Annotated in this window: 17 protein-coding genes and 1 tRNA gene; 5 read left to right on the plus strand and 13 right to left on the minus strand. The window is 66.8% G+C overall.

The features are described 5' to 3' along the window. A partial coding sequence (locus H5J33_RS38635) for a dynamin family protein (RefSeq protein ID WP_399552789.1) occupies positions 1 to 1,965 on the minus strand: 1,965 nt, incomplete at its 3' end. A 321-nt stretch (positions 1,966 to 2,286) separates the two neighbouring features. Between H5J33_RS38635 and H5J33_RS07880 the strand changes: the two genes are divergently transcribed. Next, positions 2,287 to 2,362, plus strand: a tRNA-Arg gene (locus H5J33_RS07880). A 178-nt stretch (positions 2,363 to 2,540) separates the two neighbouring features. On the opposite strand, the gene H5J33_RS07885 is transcribed toward H5J33_RS07880, so the two are convergent. Together H5J33_RS07885 and H5J33_RS07890 are read right to left on the minus strand one after the other, a co-directional pair. Continuing rightward, positions 2,541 to 2,981 carry a hypothetical protein gene (locus H5J33_RS07885; RefSeq protein ID WP_258564949.1) on the minus strand — a complete coding sequence of 147 codons (441 nt, stop codon included), beginning with the start codon at positions 2,979 to 2,981 and terminating at the stop codon, positions 2,541 to 2,543. Positions 2,982 to 3,052: 71 nt separating this feature from the next. Next, positions 3,053 to 3,445 (minus strand): hypothetical protein, encoded by a 393-nt coding sequence (locus tag H5J33_RS07890; protein ID WP_181794160.1) that lies wholly within the window; start codon positions 3,443 to 3,445, stop codon positions 3,053 to 3,055. Between the two features lie 191 nt (positions 3,446 to 3,636). Between H5J33_RS07890 and H5J33_RS07895 the strand changes: the two genes are divergently transcribed. Next, a complete protein-coding gene (locus H5J33_RS07895) occupies positions 3,637 to 4,149 on the plus strand; it encodes a hypothetical protein (protein ID WP_181794173.1) in 513 nt (170 codons plus the stop codon). On the opposite strand, the gene H5J33_RS07900 is transcribed toward H5J33_RS07895, so the two are convergent. From H5J33_RS07900 to H5J33_RS37285, 7 genes are all read right to left on the minus strand, one after another. Further along, the gene (locus tag H5J33_RS07900) at positions 4,085 to 4,897 is read right to left on the minus strand and encodes an IS5 family transposase (protein ID WP_181794161.1); all 813 of its coding nucleotides are present in this window, start codon (positions 4,895 to 4,897) and stop codon (positions 4,085 to 4,087) included. The genes H5J33_RS07895 and H5J33_RS07900 overlap by 65 nt on opposite strands. 443 nt (positions 4,898 to 5,340) lie before the next feature. Next, positions 5,341 to 8,196: an NACHT domain-containing NTPase gene (locus H5J33_RS07905; protein ID WP_181794162.1), complete on the minus strand. Its 2,856-nt coding sequence runs from the start codon at positions 8,194 to 8,196 to the stop codon at positions 5,341 to 5,343. A gap of 783 nt (positions 8,197 to 8,979) precedes the next feature. Beyond that, complete coding sequence (locus H5J33_RS07910; protein WP_181794163.1) at positions 8,980 to 9,282, minus strand: hypothetical protein; 303 nt, start codon at positions 9,280 to 9,282, stop codon at positions 8,980 to 8,982. Next, positions 9,279 to 10,022 (minus strand): GntR family transcriptional regulator, encoded by a 744-nt coding sequence (locus H5J33_RS07915; RefSeq protein ID WP_181794164.1) that lies wholly within the window; start codon positions 10,020 to 10,022, stop codon positions 9,279 to 9,281. The genes H5J33_RS07910 and H5J33_RS07915 overlap by 4 nt, the downstream gene beginning before the upstream one ends. Next, positions 10,019 to 10,243, minus strand: a complete 225-nt coding sequence (locus tag H5J33_RS37280) for a hypothetical protein (protein ID WP_309485355.1) — start codon at positions 10,241 to 10,243, stop codon at positions 10,019 to 10,021. The genes H5J33_RS07915 and H5J33_RS37280 overlap by 4 nt, the downstream gene beginning before the upstream one ends. Positions 10,244 to 10,442: 199 nt before the next feature. Beyond that, on the minus strand, positions 10,443 to 10,754 hold the full coding sequence (locus H5J33_RS07920; RefSeq protein ID WP_181794165.1) for a hypothetical protein: 312 nt from the start codon (positions 10,752 to 10,754) through the stop codon (positions 10,443 to 10,445). 12 nt (positions 10,755 to 10,766) lie between these two features. Continuing rightward, on the minus strand, positions 10,767 to 11,045 hold the full coding sequence (locus tag H5J33_RS37285; RefSeq protein WP_309485356.1) for a hypothetical protein: 279 nt from the start codon (positions 11,043 to 11,045) through the stop codon (positions 10,767 to 10,769). A gap of 79 nt (positions 11,046 to 11,124) precedes the next feature. On the opposite strand from H5J33_RS37285, the gene H5J33_RS07925 reads away from it, so the two are divergent. Together H5J33_RS07925 and H5J33_RS07930 are read left to right on the plus strand one after the other, a co-directional pair. After that, the gene (locus H5J33_RS07925) at positions 11,125 to 11,880 is read left to right on the plus strand and encodes a GntR family transcriptional regulator (RefSeq protein WP_181794166.1); all 756 of its coding nucleotides are present in this window, start codon (positions 11,125 to 11,127) and stop codon (positions 11,878 to 11,880) included. 53 nt (positions 11,881 to 11,933) lie between these two features. Beyond that, entirely contained in the window at positions 11,934 to 12,182 is a 249-nt protein-coding gene (locus H5J33_RS07930) for a hypothetical protein (RefSeq protein ID WP_181794167.1), read from the plus strand. Positions 12,183 to 12,395: 213 nt separating this feature from the next. On the opposite strand, the gene H5J33_RS07935 is transcribed toward H5J33_RS07930, so the two are convergent. The 3 genes from H5J33_RS07935 to H5J33_RS07945 all read right to left on the minus strand — a co-directional run bounded on the left by H5J33_RS07935 (position 12,396) and on the right by H5J33_RS07945 (position 13,697). Then, positions 12,396 to 12,590, minus strand: a complete 195-nt coding sequence (locus H5J33_RS07935; protein ID WP_181794168.1) for a hypothetical protein — start codon at positions 12,588 to 12,590, stop codon at positions 12,396 to 12,398. Between the two features lie 60 nt (positions 12,591 to 12,650). Next, complete coding sequence (locus H5J33_RS07940) at positions 12,651 to 13,046, minus strand: hypothetical protein (protein ID WP_181794169.1); 396 nt, start codon at positions 13,044 to 13,046, stop codon at positions 12,651 to 12,653. Positions 13,047 to 13,217: 171 nt separating this feature from the next. Further along, positions 13,218 to 13,697 (minus strand): hypothetical protein, encoded by a 480-nt coding sequence (locus tag H5J33_RS07945; protein ID WP_181794170.1) that lies wholly within the window; start codon positions 13,695 to 13,697, stop codon positions 13,218 to 13,220. Positions 13,698 to 13,984: 287 nt separating this feature from the next. On the opposite strand from H5J33_RS07945, the gene H5J33_RS07950 reads away from it, so the two are divergent. Further along, positions 13,985 to 14,944: a D-2-hydroxyacid dehydrogenase family protein gene (locus H5J33_RS07950; RefSeq protein ID WP_181794171.1), complete on the plus strand. Its 960-nt coding sequence runs from the start codon at positions 13,985 to 13,987 to the stop codon at positions 14,942 to 14,944. Positions 14,945 to 15,026 lie beyond the last annotated feature (82 nt).

Consider the following 15,026-nt stretch of genomic DNA (forward strand, 5'->3'; position numbering starts at 1 on the left):
TCTGCGGGATGCCCGCGCCGGACATGCGGGCCTGGTTGTAGAAGATCCGGCCGAAGTGGGCTGCTCGCCGAGCACGTGGACCGCGTCATGCACACCGAACGCGAGCGGCGCCTCGCCCCGCTCGACGCCCTGGACGTCCAGCCCGAGCCCCAGGCCGAACTCATCGCCGCGCTGTCCGTACTGCAGAAGGAGAGGTGACCGGTGACCGCCGTCACTGACCAGGACCACACGGAGCACACCGACCACATGACGCGCACCGACAGCGGCAGCGGCGACACCGGGTCCCTGGAGCACGTCGGTCGCGCCGGCACGGGCGCCCTGGACGGCACCGAACGCGGCGGCGGCCTCGCGCACGCGCGCCTGAACCTGGCGAAGGAGGGCCCCGGGGACGACGGCTCCGGCACCGGTGACCGCTACGAGGGGCGGGGTGACGACGCCACGGACGCCCCCGACGCCACGGACGACGGGGACGGCGGCGGGCGTGAGGGGGACGGCGCCGGTGTCCGGCACGCGCGCGTGCCGGACGAGACCGTCGAGGGCGGCCGGAACACCGGCCGGGAGCACCCCGCGCGCGTACGCGACGAGCCCGCCGACAGCGCTCAAGGCCAAGGCAGGGGCCAGGATCAGGGCCAAGGCAGGGGCCAGGATCCGGGCCAGGGCAGGGGGCAGGATCCGGGCCAGGGCAGGGGGCAGGGCCGGGGTCAGGTCCATGGTGTCCATGGCACCGGCCCCGAGCACGGCCGTGACACCGAGCCGGATCAGGGCCGGGACACCGGCCGCGGCCACGGCCCGGACGCCGACCGCGAGCACGACGGCCACGCCGAAGAGGACCGCGACCGTCACGCCGTCCAGGACCACGACCGGAACGGCGTACGGAGCCAGGACCGGCACGGTGCCCAGGACCGGGACCGGGACCGGGACGGCGAAGCCGGCGGCGCCGGATTGCAGGCGGTTGCGTACGCGCGCGTGCTCGCGGTCGTAGGCCGCGTCCACGGCGGAGGTGAGCCGGAGGGCCGCCGTGTACTGGGCCGCGGCGGCGCCGGCCAGCTCGGGCATGCGGGACTTGAGCGAGTCGAGCAGGCCGTAGGCGGTCCTGGCCATGATGTGCTGGCGGGCGGCGGGGTCCTGGGCGTGGTGGACGAGCCAGCTCTTCAGGGGCGCGACGGCGGTGGCGGGCAGCAGTCCGGCGCCCCAGGCGGACTCCGGCAGCTCGGGCACGGTGAAGCGGGGTACGTCGCCCAGTCCGGCCTTGGTCAGCAGGGCGCCGTACTGCCGGGAGACCTCGGAGACGACCTGGTGGGGAACCCGGTCCAGGACGGTGACGAGGGTCGCGTCGTACTCCTTGGCGGTGCGCAGCAGGTGCCAGGGGACGGCGTCGGCGTAGCGGGCGGCCGTGGTGACCATGATCCAGATGTCGGCGGCGCAGATGAGTTCCGCGGCGAGGACGCGGTTGTCCGCGATCAGGGAGTCGACATCGGGGGCGTCGAGGAGGGCGAGGCCGCGCGGGAGGGTGTCGGCCGTCTCCACGCGCAGCACGCGCGCGTGCTCGTCGTCGGTGGGCGGGAACTCCTCGGCAAGGTCCCGGTCGGGGTCCCATACGCGGGTGAGGGCGGGGAGCACGCGCATGCCGCTGAACCAGTGATGATCCTCCGGATGGCAGACGAGGACCGGTGTCCGGGTGGTCGGCCGGAGCACGCCCGCCTCACTCACCCGTCGGCCGACGAGTGAGTTGACCAGGGTGGATTTCCCCGCGCCGGTGGAGCCGCCGACGACCGCGAGCAACGGCGCCTCGGGGTGCCGCAACCGGGGCACGAGGTAGTCGTCGAGCTGCGCGAGGAGTTCGTCGCGGTTGGCACGCGCGCGTGGGGCCCCGGCCAGGGGCAGCGGAAAGCGTGCGGCGGCGACACGGTCGCGCAGAGCGGAGAGTGTGTCGAGCAGCTGAGGCCGTACGTCCAAGGTCACCACATGCGAAGAATGCCCAATTTTAGGGGAATTCTGAAGCATATGGACATGTCTGCGCGCCGACGGAACAGAACGGACGGAAGGGACGAGCGGGACACTGGCGCAGTCCAGCCATAACGAGTGCACAACACCCGGTGCGTCAGACGCCAAAAGCGGTGCACGATTCGCACCTGCCTGCGATTATCAGGACCGCTTCACCGAACCTCCACATCGAGCCACGGAGGGGAAGCGACAGGGTCAAGGAACCGGGAGCCCTATCCTTGACCCCGGCAACGTCACGGATCGGCCCCCACCAGGCCACCAGGCACGAGGCCACCCCACCCGGCCCCCGTAGCTCAGTGGATAGAGCAGGCGCCTTCTAAGCGCTTGGCCGCAGGTTCGAGTCCTGCCGGGGGCGCCAGGCTCCGCCCTCCCGCTCGGGAGGGCTTTTCGCTGGTCAGAGCGGCTGTCAGTGGGCACGACGAAGCCCCGGACACCCTCTTGACGATCAAGGGCAGACTCCGGGGCCGTCCGGCTGTCACCGGGTTTTCGCGGGTGGCCGTGTCGAATACGTGTCGAAGTTCTCGACCGGTCGAGGATCAGCCGGCGCCCGACACCTCCGCCTCCGGAAGGTCACCCGCGGCTTCCAGCCGCCGCTTAAGGTCCGGCAGCTGCCCGTCGATGCACCGGGCGTACGTCGCCAGCAGCACGGCAACGCTGTTCCCGGCCCACTCGGCCACCTGAGCGGGCGGGATGCCGTCGTTGAGCCACTTCGTCAGGCGCGTGTTTCGGGTGTCGTAAACGCGCCGTCCGGTGGGTGACTCAAAGACGTGCGGGGGCAGTACGGCCTTACGCGCGCTGCGCCACGCCCGGCGGATGACGGAGCCGGCGAGGATGCCACCGAACTCACCCTGGAAGAGCAGATCACCCGGCTGGAGCTGTTCATCGGCGATGTGCTGCCGCAGGATGCGCGTGACAGCCGACGGCAGCGGCTCTAGCGGGACAAATGACGAGCCCCTCGCCCGCGCCGCCGACGGCAAACGAATCCGCAGGTCAGCGGTGGTCGAGGCGCTCTGCAGTGCCCCGACCCGCGCTGCAGGAGGGGCCTACGCTACAGCACGAAGTAGGCCCGGTTAGCCGAAAAGATGGCGCTGGCCACGGTCGTCAGCCAAGGGTCAGGTGCGGGTGTTTCCCTCTTGCAGCCGTCTGCCAACTCAGCTTCGAACTCGGTGACGATCTCAGTCGATGCGGGCTTCGCAACAGTCTCACCGCTGGAGTCGTGGTCGTTATTGCGCTCGGCCTGAAGCAGTTCTCGCGCGGCCTCTCTTCGCATAGCAGTGTCGTCACTGGCCAGGTACTCGGAGCAGGGCATTGCCCCGTAATGCGGACCATCCGACGTCGCTTCCCCGTCTTGCGTGGTGAGTGCGACGGCCAGTGCCGCCCCCGCCAATGCCACGGCGGCAATGCCGAGGGCTACGGGTCTCGTCATTCGAAAGGCGCGCATGAGGTTCCCTCCCCTAGAACGCGCCACCTCCCCAGGCAGCGCCGAAACATGCTAAGCGGGCACTCGGCTTTAGAGGCCGTTCTCTTTCCGAACCTCGTGTGCTTGATTTCGCTGGTCAGGCGTGGAGTAGCTGCTGCGGGAGCCTGGGCCTGTTGCCGGGCGAGGAGTCGTGGAGGTCGTGGATGCCGTCGATGCGGGCGGTGCTGGAGACGCGGCAGAAGGCCGCAGCCGCGCAGGTGAAGCACCTCGAAGCCGAGCTGGAACGGGTGCGGGCGGCTCTGGCGGACGCGGAGGAGGTGCACCGGTGTCGGGTGATCGGCCTGGAGCAGTACTTGGAGGCGCTGGCCGAGGAGGACGCGCCCGCCGACGTGACCGGCGAGATGTCACAGAAGAAGGTGGTCGGACCGCGCCGTGCGGTGCCTCACCGGCGGCACGCAAATGAGGTGACGGAGCTGTCGCCGGACTATCAGTCGTTGATGGCCGCCGCGGCCGATGCGGGAGACGACGGGCTCGGTGCCCGGCGGGCGGCGGTGGTGCTGGGCTGGGACAGTGCGTCCGCTTCCCGCGTCGAAGGCGCCAGGGCACGGCTGAAGCGGTTGGTGGAACGAGGCTGGCTGGTCGAAGCGAAACCGGGCAGGTTCACGCTGCCTGTCCCGCCTTCGCAGCAGGACGCTGAGGTTGGGCGGCCAGGCGGCGGCTCATGAGCATGGTCATCGACCACAGGACGACGGCTTTGCCGGTGTCGGAGCGACGTTCGTAGTCCCGGACCAGGCGCCGGCTGCGCAGAAACCAGGCGAACGATCTTTCCACGACCCACCGGCGGGGCAGCACCTGGAACCCTCGTGTGTCGTCGCTGCGGCGGACTACGTCGAGGACGATATCGAGCTGGGCTGCGCTCCAGTCGACGAGGTGGCCGGTGTAGCCGCCATCGGCCCACACCCGTGCCAGCCGGCCGAAACGGTCCCTGGCCGCCGACAGCAGGACGCGGGCGCCGTCCCGGTCGGTGGTCGACGCCGGTGTGACCAGCACGTCCAGCAACAGCCCGAGGGTGTCGGTGAGCAGGTGCCGCTTGCATCCGTTGCCCTTCTTTCCCGCGTCGAAACCGCGTGAGGCGAGGCCGACAGTGGCGTCCGCCTTCACCGACTGCGAGTCGATGACCGCCGCACTCGGCTCCACATCGCGGCCCTCGGCCCGACGGACGGCCTCCCGCAGCCGGTCGTGCAGTTCGGCGACCAGTCCCGCATCCCGCCAGCGGACGAAGAAGGCGTACACGCGCGGCCAGGGCGGGAAGTCCGCGGGCATCGCCCGCCACTTGATGCCGTTGTCGACGAGGTAGCGCACCGCGTCGATCATCTGCCGGTGGCAGTAGCCCTCCGGCTGCCCGCCCCGGCCGGCCAGCCATCCCGGCACCGGCAGCAGATCCCGCACCAGGGCCCACTCGGCATCGCTCATGTCCGAGCCGTACCGGGGCCGGCGCCCCGGCCGGTCGGCCGCGTTTCCGAACCTGTGGGCGAGACAGTCACACCCAGGAGTGGACGAACTGGACTCGGCGACCACGACCACGCGACACTTCGACAACAGGGCCTCTTGCTTCTCGCTGGACTCGACATCCGCGAGCTACCAAGAGGCCCTTCCTTCATGCACCCGCCCGGACAGCTCACCCGAACCAGGCCCCTGTTCGCACCTGTCCGACCGCGCGAGCGGATAGAGAACAGGCAGTTAGGCAGCCACTTTGGCGCGAGCCTCGAAGATCATGGCCCCCACGTCGTGCTTCTCCGGGCAGGTCCACTACCTGCCCGACGCGCCGGAAGCTTACGGGGCCAAGATCACTCGCGCCAAAGCAGCTCCATCCCAAAGCCGTTCCGCCGACCCAACATACCAGCATCTATCAACACTCAGTCACCATCTGGTGTTGAAAGTGAAAATTCCCCCCTGCACCATCCGACTAGGAAAGTGAAAAATTCAGGACGAAGTTTATCGCGGTACCTATCGATTCTGGAATCATAGACTTTTGCCACACGAGCCCTGGCGACGCGCTGATAAAGGTCATGAGATCCGATATCGGAAAAGTCGTCCTCTTCTCCCTCATCAGCCCCCTCTCTCATGTCCTCTTCCATTTCTCGCCCAAGCATCCAGTCCAGAATCCCGCAGGCAGCACTGTCCTTACCATCGGGCAAACTCATGGAGTACCTGATGAAGTTTTGCCGTCCGTGCATCCACGGAGTCGTGACTTGCAGCAAGGTGCCGACCACGTCACCGGCAATTACCTCAGCCTGGTCGTAGGCCCACCGAAATCGCGGATATGTCAGCTCTGAGAGTACGGTATGCGCATCGCGTCTCGCGACGGGTGGCAGCAAATCCTGCACTGTCATGACGGACGGGCCGTGCCAACCAACTGCATCACTGGCGCTCAGCAGCCCAAATAGAACTGCGACTGCTGCGGCTCTAGCGTCTTCCTGCGCAAGGTTGAGCAGAGGAACGTCGAGAGCATTTTTTCTCTCTTGCTCTGCCCAAAACCTTCTGACACTCGCATCCGAATAGTTTGGAACAAACTCCGCGAGCGAGAGGGCATAGCGCACCTCATCATATTGGGAGGCGGCCGAGTTGATCGACTTGAGTAGCTCATCATTGGCAACTGTCCTGGTTTCTGGGGCACATAGCACTAGACCTGACCAGGCAGCAGACAGCGCGCCGCTCGGCTGTCTGCGTAAATCCCGCTCCGAACTCTGCACCATTACAGTTATGTGATACAGCGCCGATACGGTTGCACGCACAACGGCGGGCCGCAATGTGATAAATTCGAGAAGCCGCGCGCAGAAGGACACCAACGCGACTTTCTCCCATACGGCAGAAATCTGCTCGGCATCCTCAAGCGCCAGGCCAACGAACTTATTCGCTGCATCATCCAACCGCTCATCCAGAAACTGGATAGCCAACTGCGACGTAACATCCCATGACTCGTTGACTAGGTGCGTTCGGAGATCGCGATATAGCGACTCGGCATCTCCACTTTCCCTGACAAGTTGCCTGGCAGAGAAGTACTCCAAAAATGTCCTATGTGTGAACGAATAGATCCGTTCCCCGTCTGGATTCGTGCCGACATCTGTGAGTACCCAAGCACGCCCACGACAGTACTTAACGAACGCATCTGCCGCAGCGTCAGAACTGTCCCGATCCTCAAATTGTTGATCGAGTAGGTAATCAGACGTATAGCGAATTAGTTCCCGCTCCGTCATGCCACCGGTTTCTCCGGAGTTTCGCAGCATGCTCAGCGCAAGGCTAAACATCGCGAACTGGATGCCCCGCTCAAAAGGTTGCGCGACGGTTATGCCACGTGAAGCATCCCAGCGTTCAAACAGAAACTCTGAGCACCTCCGATAGAGATCAGGGCGATTACGTGGGATGTAGCCCTCACCTCGGTACAGGGCGCACATTAGCCCGAGCATGAGGGGATTTGAAGTTAGGTCTTTCGCGTGAGCGGCTTCAGCTAGAAATCTCCGAGCCGTGTGCCCATCATCAGCCGATGCTTTGACATGTGCGAACCATTTCTTCACATACTCGTTTTGTTGCACTGAATTGAAAGGTGAGAGGCTCGCCGTCGTGAAAAGGTTCTCGTCCAACGGCGCCATCTCGTATCCCACCCGTCGAGAAGTCACGAGAATTGATGCAGAGGGATAGGAGTGAGTGAAAGCCTCCACCGCGTCAACAATAGCCGTGCGGAGGCTCGTATCAGTCAACTCATCCAAACCATCGAAAATGACTACCCCGCGTCCGTTCAGTAGAAGATATTCGATGGCTCCTTTAGGGGCAGGCGTAGAGTAATCCGCTTTGCACTGCTTTTCAAGGTATTCAATGATTGATTGTTGATTGAATCTGTAATGGACCGCATAATCGCGAAGCACTACCCGTAGCGGTGTTTGTGGCGCTGACCCCGTGCCCATCCCCCTTGCAACATCGAGGGTGAGTTTTAATGCCAGAGTCGTTTTTCCCCCACCAGGGTCACCCAAGACGACGAGCCGACTCACTTGCCGCAAGAGCACCCGAACATCAGAGAACTCCTCTGCATCTGAACCTTTATTGTTCACTGCCAGGTTAGTCGGTACATACAACTGTGCAAAGGGGACTCGTGCACCTGATTCCGTTTGAGCTGGCCTAATCCGGCCATGCACGCGCGCACACTGTTGAGAGAGGCGCTTCGCAAATTGATCGATTTCCGACAGATCCGCGATCTTGCGATGCAATTGAGCGTTTCTGGCCACAGAGGCGATATGGGCAGAAATGATTTCAGGCGTAAAGCTGCGCTTGCTAACGCCACTTTCCATTTGGTGGCGATTAACCTCCCGCCATGAGATCGCTGCAACCTCAGAGAAAAGCGCCTGACATACTAGTTTCATGTTACGGTCCTCGACGCCTACGTAGCGACGAAGCGATAGCTCGAGCGTATTCTTTAACTCATCAAGGTGTGCCTCCGGACTGCCAGGCATGCACCCTGCTACTGCAATCTCGAAACAGAGGTTTTCAAACTCCCCGGAATTCATGAAACTGAGGATGTTTTCACGATCGAAAGCTGAAATGCCCGCCAACGCGTCGTTCACTTCATCCGAGCCATTGAATTGCGCCTGCGCGGAACGTTTTTTGATGGCGCGCCGCTCCAGTTGGGAGCGTGCACCACCCAGCACAAGAGGGCCTACTGCGCGTCCGGCAGCCTTGCCCGCAGCAGCTGCAATACTCGTCGTGATCGGATCTGGCACGTCTCCCCCTTGAGACTCGACAGTCAGCCAAGAGGATAGGGCAAAGGTGCGAGCTGTAGGTCTGTTTCGATGTACTTCAGATGCAGAGCTGAGACAGACGTAACCTCTCTGTCGGCAGCCTGCCCGATCGGATCGGAAGGCGCGTACGACGCACAAAGCCAGTTGACTTGGTGGGACCGGTTACGCCGGTGGCGTGTATACCCCTAGGGCTCGACGCCAAGGAAGTGCACCACAGCCGCACCAGATCGAGCGGGGAGCAGCGGGGAAGTACAGTGAAGACAGCCTAGGCGGATCAGGCCATAATCGAACCTTCGTCCAGGTCGGCGCCCGAACCAACCGCAAATGATCGCAGCTTCCCAAGCTGAGGGCTCGGGGTGGCCGACTCCAACTCGTCCCGACGGCCCGGCCGACGTGGTCGCTCCCGGTGACGGAATTTGCACCGTGGCTGAAGCCGGTCGGGGTGCAGCGAGACATACGCGCGCCTGGTCGGTCGGCGCGCCCGACGTCGGGGCAGGCTGTCGGTGGCTGGGGTCCATGCGGCCCGTGCGACGGTGGCTGTCATCGGCCGGCGAACCGGTTGCTGGTGATCAGCTCTGGACCGACTCTGGGCCGCGCGAGGACGCCCAGCAATGACAGAAGCCCACGGCATGGTGTTCAGAACCGTGGGCTTCGTCGAGCTTCTTGTTCGGCGGGGCCGGCAATCAGGAGACCGGCATCCCAGGTCGCACGGAGCAGGCCGCAGCAGAGGAAGCTGCCTCAGTCTCTGAGACGACGCAGCCCCCTTCAGGGTCGATGAGGGTCGCTCACCACCAGGAGGTGACCGCGGCTGACTGCAACGCGGAGAACATCCCGCAGCGACCCGGCCAGTTCCCTCGCCAGCGGGTGCAAGTCCTCCAGGCCGACGTCCTGGTCGTCGAGGATCTCGGAGGCATGCTCCAGCAACTCGGCCGCCGTCCCCAGCTGCACCGCTTCGATGTTGTCCGCCAGGCGGGACATGTAGCTGGCCTTGTCGTCGGTGTCCAAGTAGCAGGGCTTCCCGCCGGGCCCCGACCACGGGAGGAGGCGCAGTTCGTTCGGTGCCGTCATCGTTGGGTTCCCTTCTCATCAGTGACGTCGTGGGTGGTGAAGACCGCGTCGACGCGATCCCCTGGGAACACGAGGAAGGCGGCCTCAACGACTCGACCGGTGGAGTCGGTCGCGACCCGGGTGATCGCGAGGGCTGCCGCCGTTGGGCCGATCCGGAGGACGGATGCCTCGTCCGGTGTCGGTGGACGAGCACGTACCGTCTCCCGGACAGTTGCCGGTGCCGAACCGAGGACGGCGAATCGCGTGGCCGTGTTCCGCCATGAGGAGTCGTCGCCCAGCACCCCGGCCGGCGCCAAGTCGCGCGGGATGTAGATGCGGGCCAGACCGTGCGGTGAGTCCCCCTCGTGGCTGATGCAGAAGAACTCAGCGAGAGGACTGCCCGCCGGCACCCTCAGCAAGGACGTCAGATGGCCGTCTGCCTGCACGGTGGCGGTGCGAACAGTCACGCGCATGGCCGCTCCAGCGGCGGTCCATGGATCCAGCGTTCCCCATCCCCCGACGTACACGATCTTGCGGAGTGAGCGGCGGACGAAGTTGCCTTTCCCGTGGATCTTCTCGACGAGACCTTCGCTTTGGAGGACTGCGAGCGCACTCCGCAATGTGGTCGTACTGACCTTGTACCGGTCGGCCAGGTCTGCCTCGGAGGGCAGGCGTTCACCTGGTTTGACTGCGCCGGCTGTGATCTGGCGCCGCAGATCGTCGGCGATGTCGTGATGGCGTGAAGGCACGGACCGGGTCACCGCCTTCTCTGCACGCGAACGGCGGCGAGCCGGGTTCGCGTGTGTATGGTCAGCAGCTCGCCCGACTCGAAGAGGAGTCGTTTGGCCCCTTGGGGGAGTTGGAAGAGGTCCATGACACGGCACGCTCTGCCGCCCAGTTGGATGACGCCACCACGCTGCACGGTGGTCGCCGTGACCTCGACCGTGGAAACCAGCGCGCCACCCGGTGCCCAGCCGATCACCGCTCTACCTCCCTGGGCTCTGAGCAGCCCTGGAGCGAGTGACACGGGCAGGCGCACGTCTCGTAGACAACCGGCAGGTCGATCGGCGCGGAGATGGGAGAGGACTCCGTGCAGAGCGGATGTGTGCCCATATGGCAGGCGGTCGACCGGTAGGGGACGGCCGAGGCGTCGGTGACGCGAAGCTGTTGGCGTGGAGACATCAGCCGGCCCCCGCGAGAGTCGACCACGCTTCAGCCGGCAGATGGGAAGCGACGACCACCGCCCGTGGCCGTACTCGTTCCTCCCAGGCCAGCACGTAGGGGCGGACGAGTGCGGTGTCCTCCCCTGCGAGCGGGAGTCGATGGTCGGCGCTGTCGGAGAACCGGCCCAGTGGCGGCCGCGACGCATCGGCGGACGCCGGGAAGGTGGGGGCGACCGTCGGCAGGGAGGGCGTTAAGGTGCGGCGGTGCCTGCCCTTGGGGGCGTACCGCGCTCTGGCGAGCGAGACGGCACGGCGGATACGGTTGAGCACGCTGCTCAGCTCCTATCGCTGATGGCTCGGTCCCCCGACATCGCCCGTCGCGGGGACCGCTTTGTGTACGACCGCCCAGAGGGTGCGGCCGTTCAGGCTGGTGGCGAGGAGGCCGAACCGATCTGCCTCGGCCACGACTTCCAGGGCCTTCCGCCATGAGTCGGCGGAGAGCGCTTCCGGTACCTCCGCTTCGATCGACGTGTACCGGTCGTGCTCCTCCACGCGCGTGGCAAGCCCGATGGCGGACAGCCGGGCGGCGATGGCCGCCGCGCGAGATCCCGAAGCGGGCACAGGGCAGCCTCCGTCAACCGGCGATCACTTTCAGTGAAGCTAGTTAACTAGGTTAGAGCTAGTGGACTAGATTTTCCATATGCCTGAGCAGCCGCCCTATCTCCGCATCGCCGACGAACTCCGGCGCCGGATCGCGGAGCACGTATGGGAGCCCGGGGACCGTCTGCCGTCCCGCGCCCAGATCGGCCAGGAGTACGGGGTCGGCGAGAACGTGGTCCGCCGTGCGCAGGAACTGCTGATCTCCCAGGGTGTGCTGGAGGGCCGCGCCGGTTCTGGCACGTATGTCGCCGAGCCCCGGCAGCGCATGCGCATGGTCCGGTCGTCGGCGCGTGAGCGGCCCGACGGGTCTCCGTTCCGAGCGGACATGAAGGCCGCGGGCAGGCAAGGGGACTGGGAGAGCCGGACCGAGGCCAAGGTGCCGGCTCCGGCGGACATCGCGGCGCGGCTCGGCATCAGCCAGGGTGATCTGTGCGTCCGAACGACGTACGAGTTCCTGGGCGACGGCAGGCCGGTGCAGCTGTCCACGAGCTGGGAGCCGTACGACCTCACCGCCGGCACCATCATCGTCCTGCCCGAGGGAGGCCCGCATGCCGGGGCGGGTGTCGTGAACCGCATGGCCGCGATCGGAATCACCGTCAGCCATGCCGTGGAGCAGCCCGAGCCGAGGCAGGCGACCGCCGAGGAGGCGTCACTCCTGGGCATCCAGAAGGCCGCGCTCGTCACGCACATCCGGCGGACGTACTACAGCGACGAGGGACGGCCCGTAGAGACGGCGGACATCGTGGTGCCCGCCGCTCACTGCGAGATCGTCTACGAGATTCCGATCAATCGCTAACTCCGCTCCCACAGGGCGCCTTCAGATCGGCGCGCCGAGTAGGGTCCGCAGGCATGACCACCTCTCCTGATCACGTCGGCAGCAGAGAAGACCTGGCAGCCTTCATTCGTTCCCTGCGTCGCAGCCACGCCGAGAAAGGGAGCTCTTGGGAGAACACGGACCTGCCGAGCTTCTTGGAGGCCTTGGCCGCCTGGATCGACGATGCGGACGGGTGGTACGGCAACACCCGCCGGGAGTTGCCGCCCGGCAGTGACTGGACGTTCTTCGCCCGAGCCCTGCAAGCGGCGACCGTGTACGAGTAGCCGAACCGTGTCGGATGCGTGTCGAAGACCAGTCGATGACACGCGCGGCAAGCGAAGACAAGCAGGTCAGCAGGGCGGTGACTCGTGATCCACCAAGCGCCACCTAAGCGCTTGGCGCAGGCTCGAGTCATGCCGGGAGCGCCAGGCTTCGCCCTCCCCGCCGACGGGGCGTCTTCGTTTCCGGGTCGGCGGATGTCCGGGCCGGTCATCGGTTCAGGACCGGTCGTCGGGGAAGATCAGTGTCGGCGAAGTGCTGATCATCGCCAGGGATACCAGGCCGAGGGCCAGCCGGCCGAGGGCTTGGGCGCCGTGCCAGTCGTGCGGGGCGCCGAAGACCACCCAGATGCCCAGGGCGATGCCCGCGCCCATGATCACCGCGCCACCGAGGCGACGTAAGCCGTGACTCATGCGGGCATCCTCGCCCATCGCGGAACGGCGCTCAACGCGGCCGTGAGCGCCGGGAACCGATCACGCCAGGGCCGGCAGGAAGCCTCCGTGGGCCGTGCCCGAGGTGAGCAGGGCGGGCCAGTCGAGGGTCTCCGGGAGCCGGTCCACGGACAGCACCACCGCGCCGCCGGCCCGCTCGGTGTCGTCGCACCAGTCGGCCATGCGGCCCGGCGCCGTGCCGTCGTCGGTGTCACCGATCACCGGCGCGGCGAGCGCGGGGACGACTACGCCGTGGTCGCCGGGGCCGTCCACGACGCACAGGGTGAGCCGGGGCACGATGCTCCAGCCCTCGCACGGGGGTATCTCCCCGCCGGGCGCGGTCAGAGGCGGCAGGGCGTCGTGGACGGGCGCTCCCGCCAGCACCAGCACGGGCGTGGCGCCGCGGACGAACAGCGTGTTTCCGGGATCGAGCAGCATGAGCGCCACCCTCTCAGGCCGCCGACCTCCCGGGAAACGCCGACCCCCACCCCACGGCTGCCGGCCCACTCCCTACGGCTGCCGGCCCACTCCCTACGGCTGACTCGTACCCCCGACTACCAGCCCGCTCCCTACGACTGTCGGCCCGCGTCCACGACTACCGCCCCCGCCCTACGGTTGCCGGCCGGCCTCCTCCGGTCTCTCCCCGCGGTTCAGTTTCCGCAGTGTCTCCCTGCTCCAGCCGGAGATGCGGGCCAGGTCCGACTGGCGGACGCCGCCTATGGCCGCGTCGCGCAGGGAGGACTGGAGTGCCTCCGTCGCCTCCTCCAGGCGGGCCAGGGCCTCGCGACGGCGGCCGGCGTCCCTGCGCACCTTGTGTTCCAGGACGCTGGGCAGGGTGAACACCGAGGGCCGGCCGCCGGTTCCCTGCACCCGGACGAGGATCCGCAGGGCGGGCGCGTCGGGGGCGACCAGGGCCGCCACGGTCTGCCGGTGGTGGGCCATGTAGCGGTCGAAGGCCTGCACGGCGGCGTCGGCGGCGTGGTACCCGTAGAACCAGCTCGGAGTGACGGCCTGGGTGCGCCAGTCGTCGGGGCCCCCGCGCTGCACCTCGACGGCGAACACCATCCGCTGCGGACGCGCCTCTTCCATGGCTCCCCCTCTTGGAAGTCACCTTGTCCGACCATGGACCACGAGCTACCGCCCGACCAGCGAACCGCGGCCCGGAGAGCAGGCCGGGCCACCTGTTGTTTGCGCTGGTCAGCAGGGGCCTCACCAGGATCCCTCACTTCAGTGAAACGTGCCACTGTTCAAGCGCCAACAACCGCGCGCCGAGGCCTTGTTGAGGCCCGCTTCCGCATCGGCGCCGAACGCCCCGCCCGGAACGGCCGGTTCACGGGGTGGGTACAGTCCCTCCCGGGACAGGGGAGGGACACGCCGTGCGGCTTCGTTGTGTGGTGCTGGACGACTTTCAGGGAGTGGCCACCGAGATGGCCGACTGGTCGGTGCTCGGGGACCGGGTGGAGGTCGTCGCGCTGCGCGAGCACCTCCACGACGAGGACGTCCTCGCCGCGGTCCTCGCCGACTACGACATCGTCGTCACCCTGCGCGAACGCGTCCCCTTCCCCGGCTCCCTGATCTCCCGCCTCCCCCGGCTGAAACTCCTCATCGCCTCCGGGATGCGCAACAGCGTCATCGACTACGCCGCCGCCGAGGCGCACGGCGTCACCGTGTGCGGTACGGAGAGTTCGGGCACCCCGCCGGTCGAGCTGACCTGGGCGCTGCTGCTCGGTCTCGCCCGGGGCGTCGTCCAGGAGAACAACGCCCTGCGCGCGGGCGGCCCGTGGCAGTCGACCGTCGGCGCCGATCTGCACGGCCGTCGGCTGGGGCTGCTGGGACTGGGCCGGATCGGCAGCCGGGTGGCACGGGTCGGCCTCGCCTTCGGGATGCGGGTGTGCGCGTGGAGCCGGAACCTCACCGAGGAGCGGGCCGAGGAGGTGGGCGTGGAACCGGCCGGTTCCAAGGAGGAACTCCTCGCCGGCAGCGACTTCGTCTCCGTCCACCTGGCCCTCGGCGACCGCACCCGCGGCCTCGTCGGCGCGGCCGAACTCGCCCTGATGAAGCCGACCGCCTATCTGGTCAACACCTCCCGCGCGGCCATCGTCGACCAGGACGCGCTGCTGGCCGCGCTGCGCGAGGGCCGGATCGCCGGCGCCGGCGTCGACGTGTTCGACATCGAGCCGCTGCCCGCCGACCACCCGATGCGCACCGCGCCCCGCCTCCTGGCCACACCCCACCTCGGCTACGTCTCCCAGGCCAACTACACGACGTACTTCGGCCAGGCCGTCGAGAACATCCAGGCCTACCTCGCGGGCTCCCCGGTACGACGGCTGCCCTGAACCCCGCCCCGACGGCCGCCCCGAGCCGTGCCCTGACGGCCGCCGACCCGGAAACGAAGACGCCCCGTCGGCGGGGAGGGCG

It is taken from the genome of Streptomyces sp. WELS2, from assembly GCF_013870595.1.
GTDB lineage: Bacteria > Actinomycetota > Actinomycetes > Streptomycetales > Streptomycetaceae > Streptomyces.

Coding starts and splice junctions, on each gene's coding strand:
- H5J33_RS07930 (WP_181794167.1), top strand. CDS start 11,934: ATGACCACCTCTCCTGATCACGTCGGCAGCAGAGAAGACCTGGCAGCC.
- H5J33_RS07900 (WP_181794161.1), bottom strand. CDS start 4,897: ATGAGCGATGCCGAGTGGGCCCTGGTGCGGGATCTGCTGCCGGTGCCG.
- H5J33_RS07895 (WP_181794173.1), top strand. CDS start 3,637: ATGCGGGCGGTGCTGGAGACGCGGCAGAAGGCCGCAGCCGCGCAGGTG.
- H5J33_RS07935 (WP_181794168.1), bottom strand. CDS start 12,590: ATGAGTCACGGCTTACGTCGCCTCGGTGGCGCGGTGATCATGGGCGCG.
- H5J33_RS07890 (WP_181794160.1), bottom strand. CDS start 3,445: ATGCGCGCCTTTCGAATGACGAGACCCGTAGCCCTCGGCATTGCCGCC.
- H5J33_RS07945 (WP_181794170.1), bottom strand. CDS start 13,697: ATGGAAGAGGCGCGTCCGCAGCGGATGGTGTTCGCCGTCGAGGTGCAG.
- H5J33_RS07925 (WP_181794166.1), top strand. CDS start 11,125: ATGCCTGAGCAGCCGCCCTATCTCCGCATCGCCGACGAACTCCGGCGC.
- H5J33_RS07940 (WP_181794169.1), bottom strand. CDS start 13,046: ATGCTGCTCGATCCCGGAAACACGCTGTTCGTCCGCGGCGCCACGCCC.
- H5J33_RS07910 (WP_181794163.1), bottom strand. CDS start 9,282: ATGACGGCACCGAACGAACTGCGCCTCCTCCCGTGGTCGGGGCCCGGC.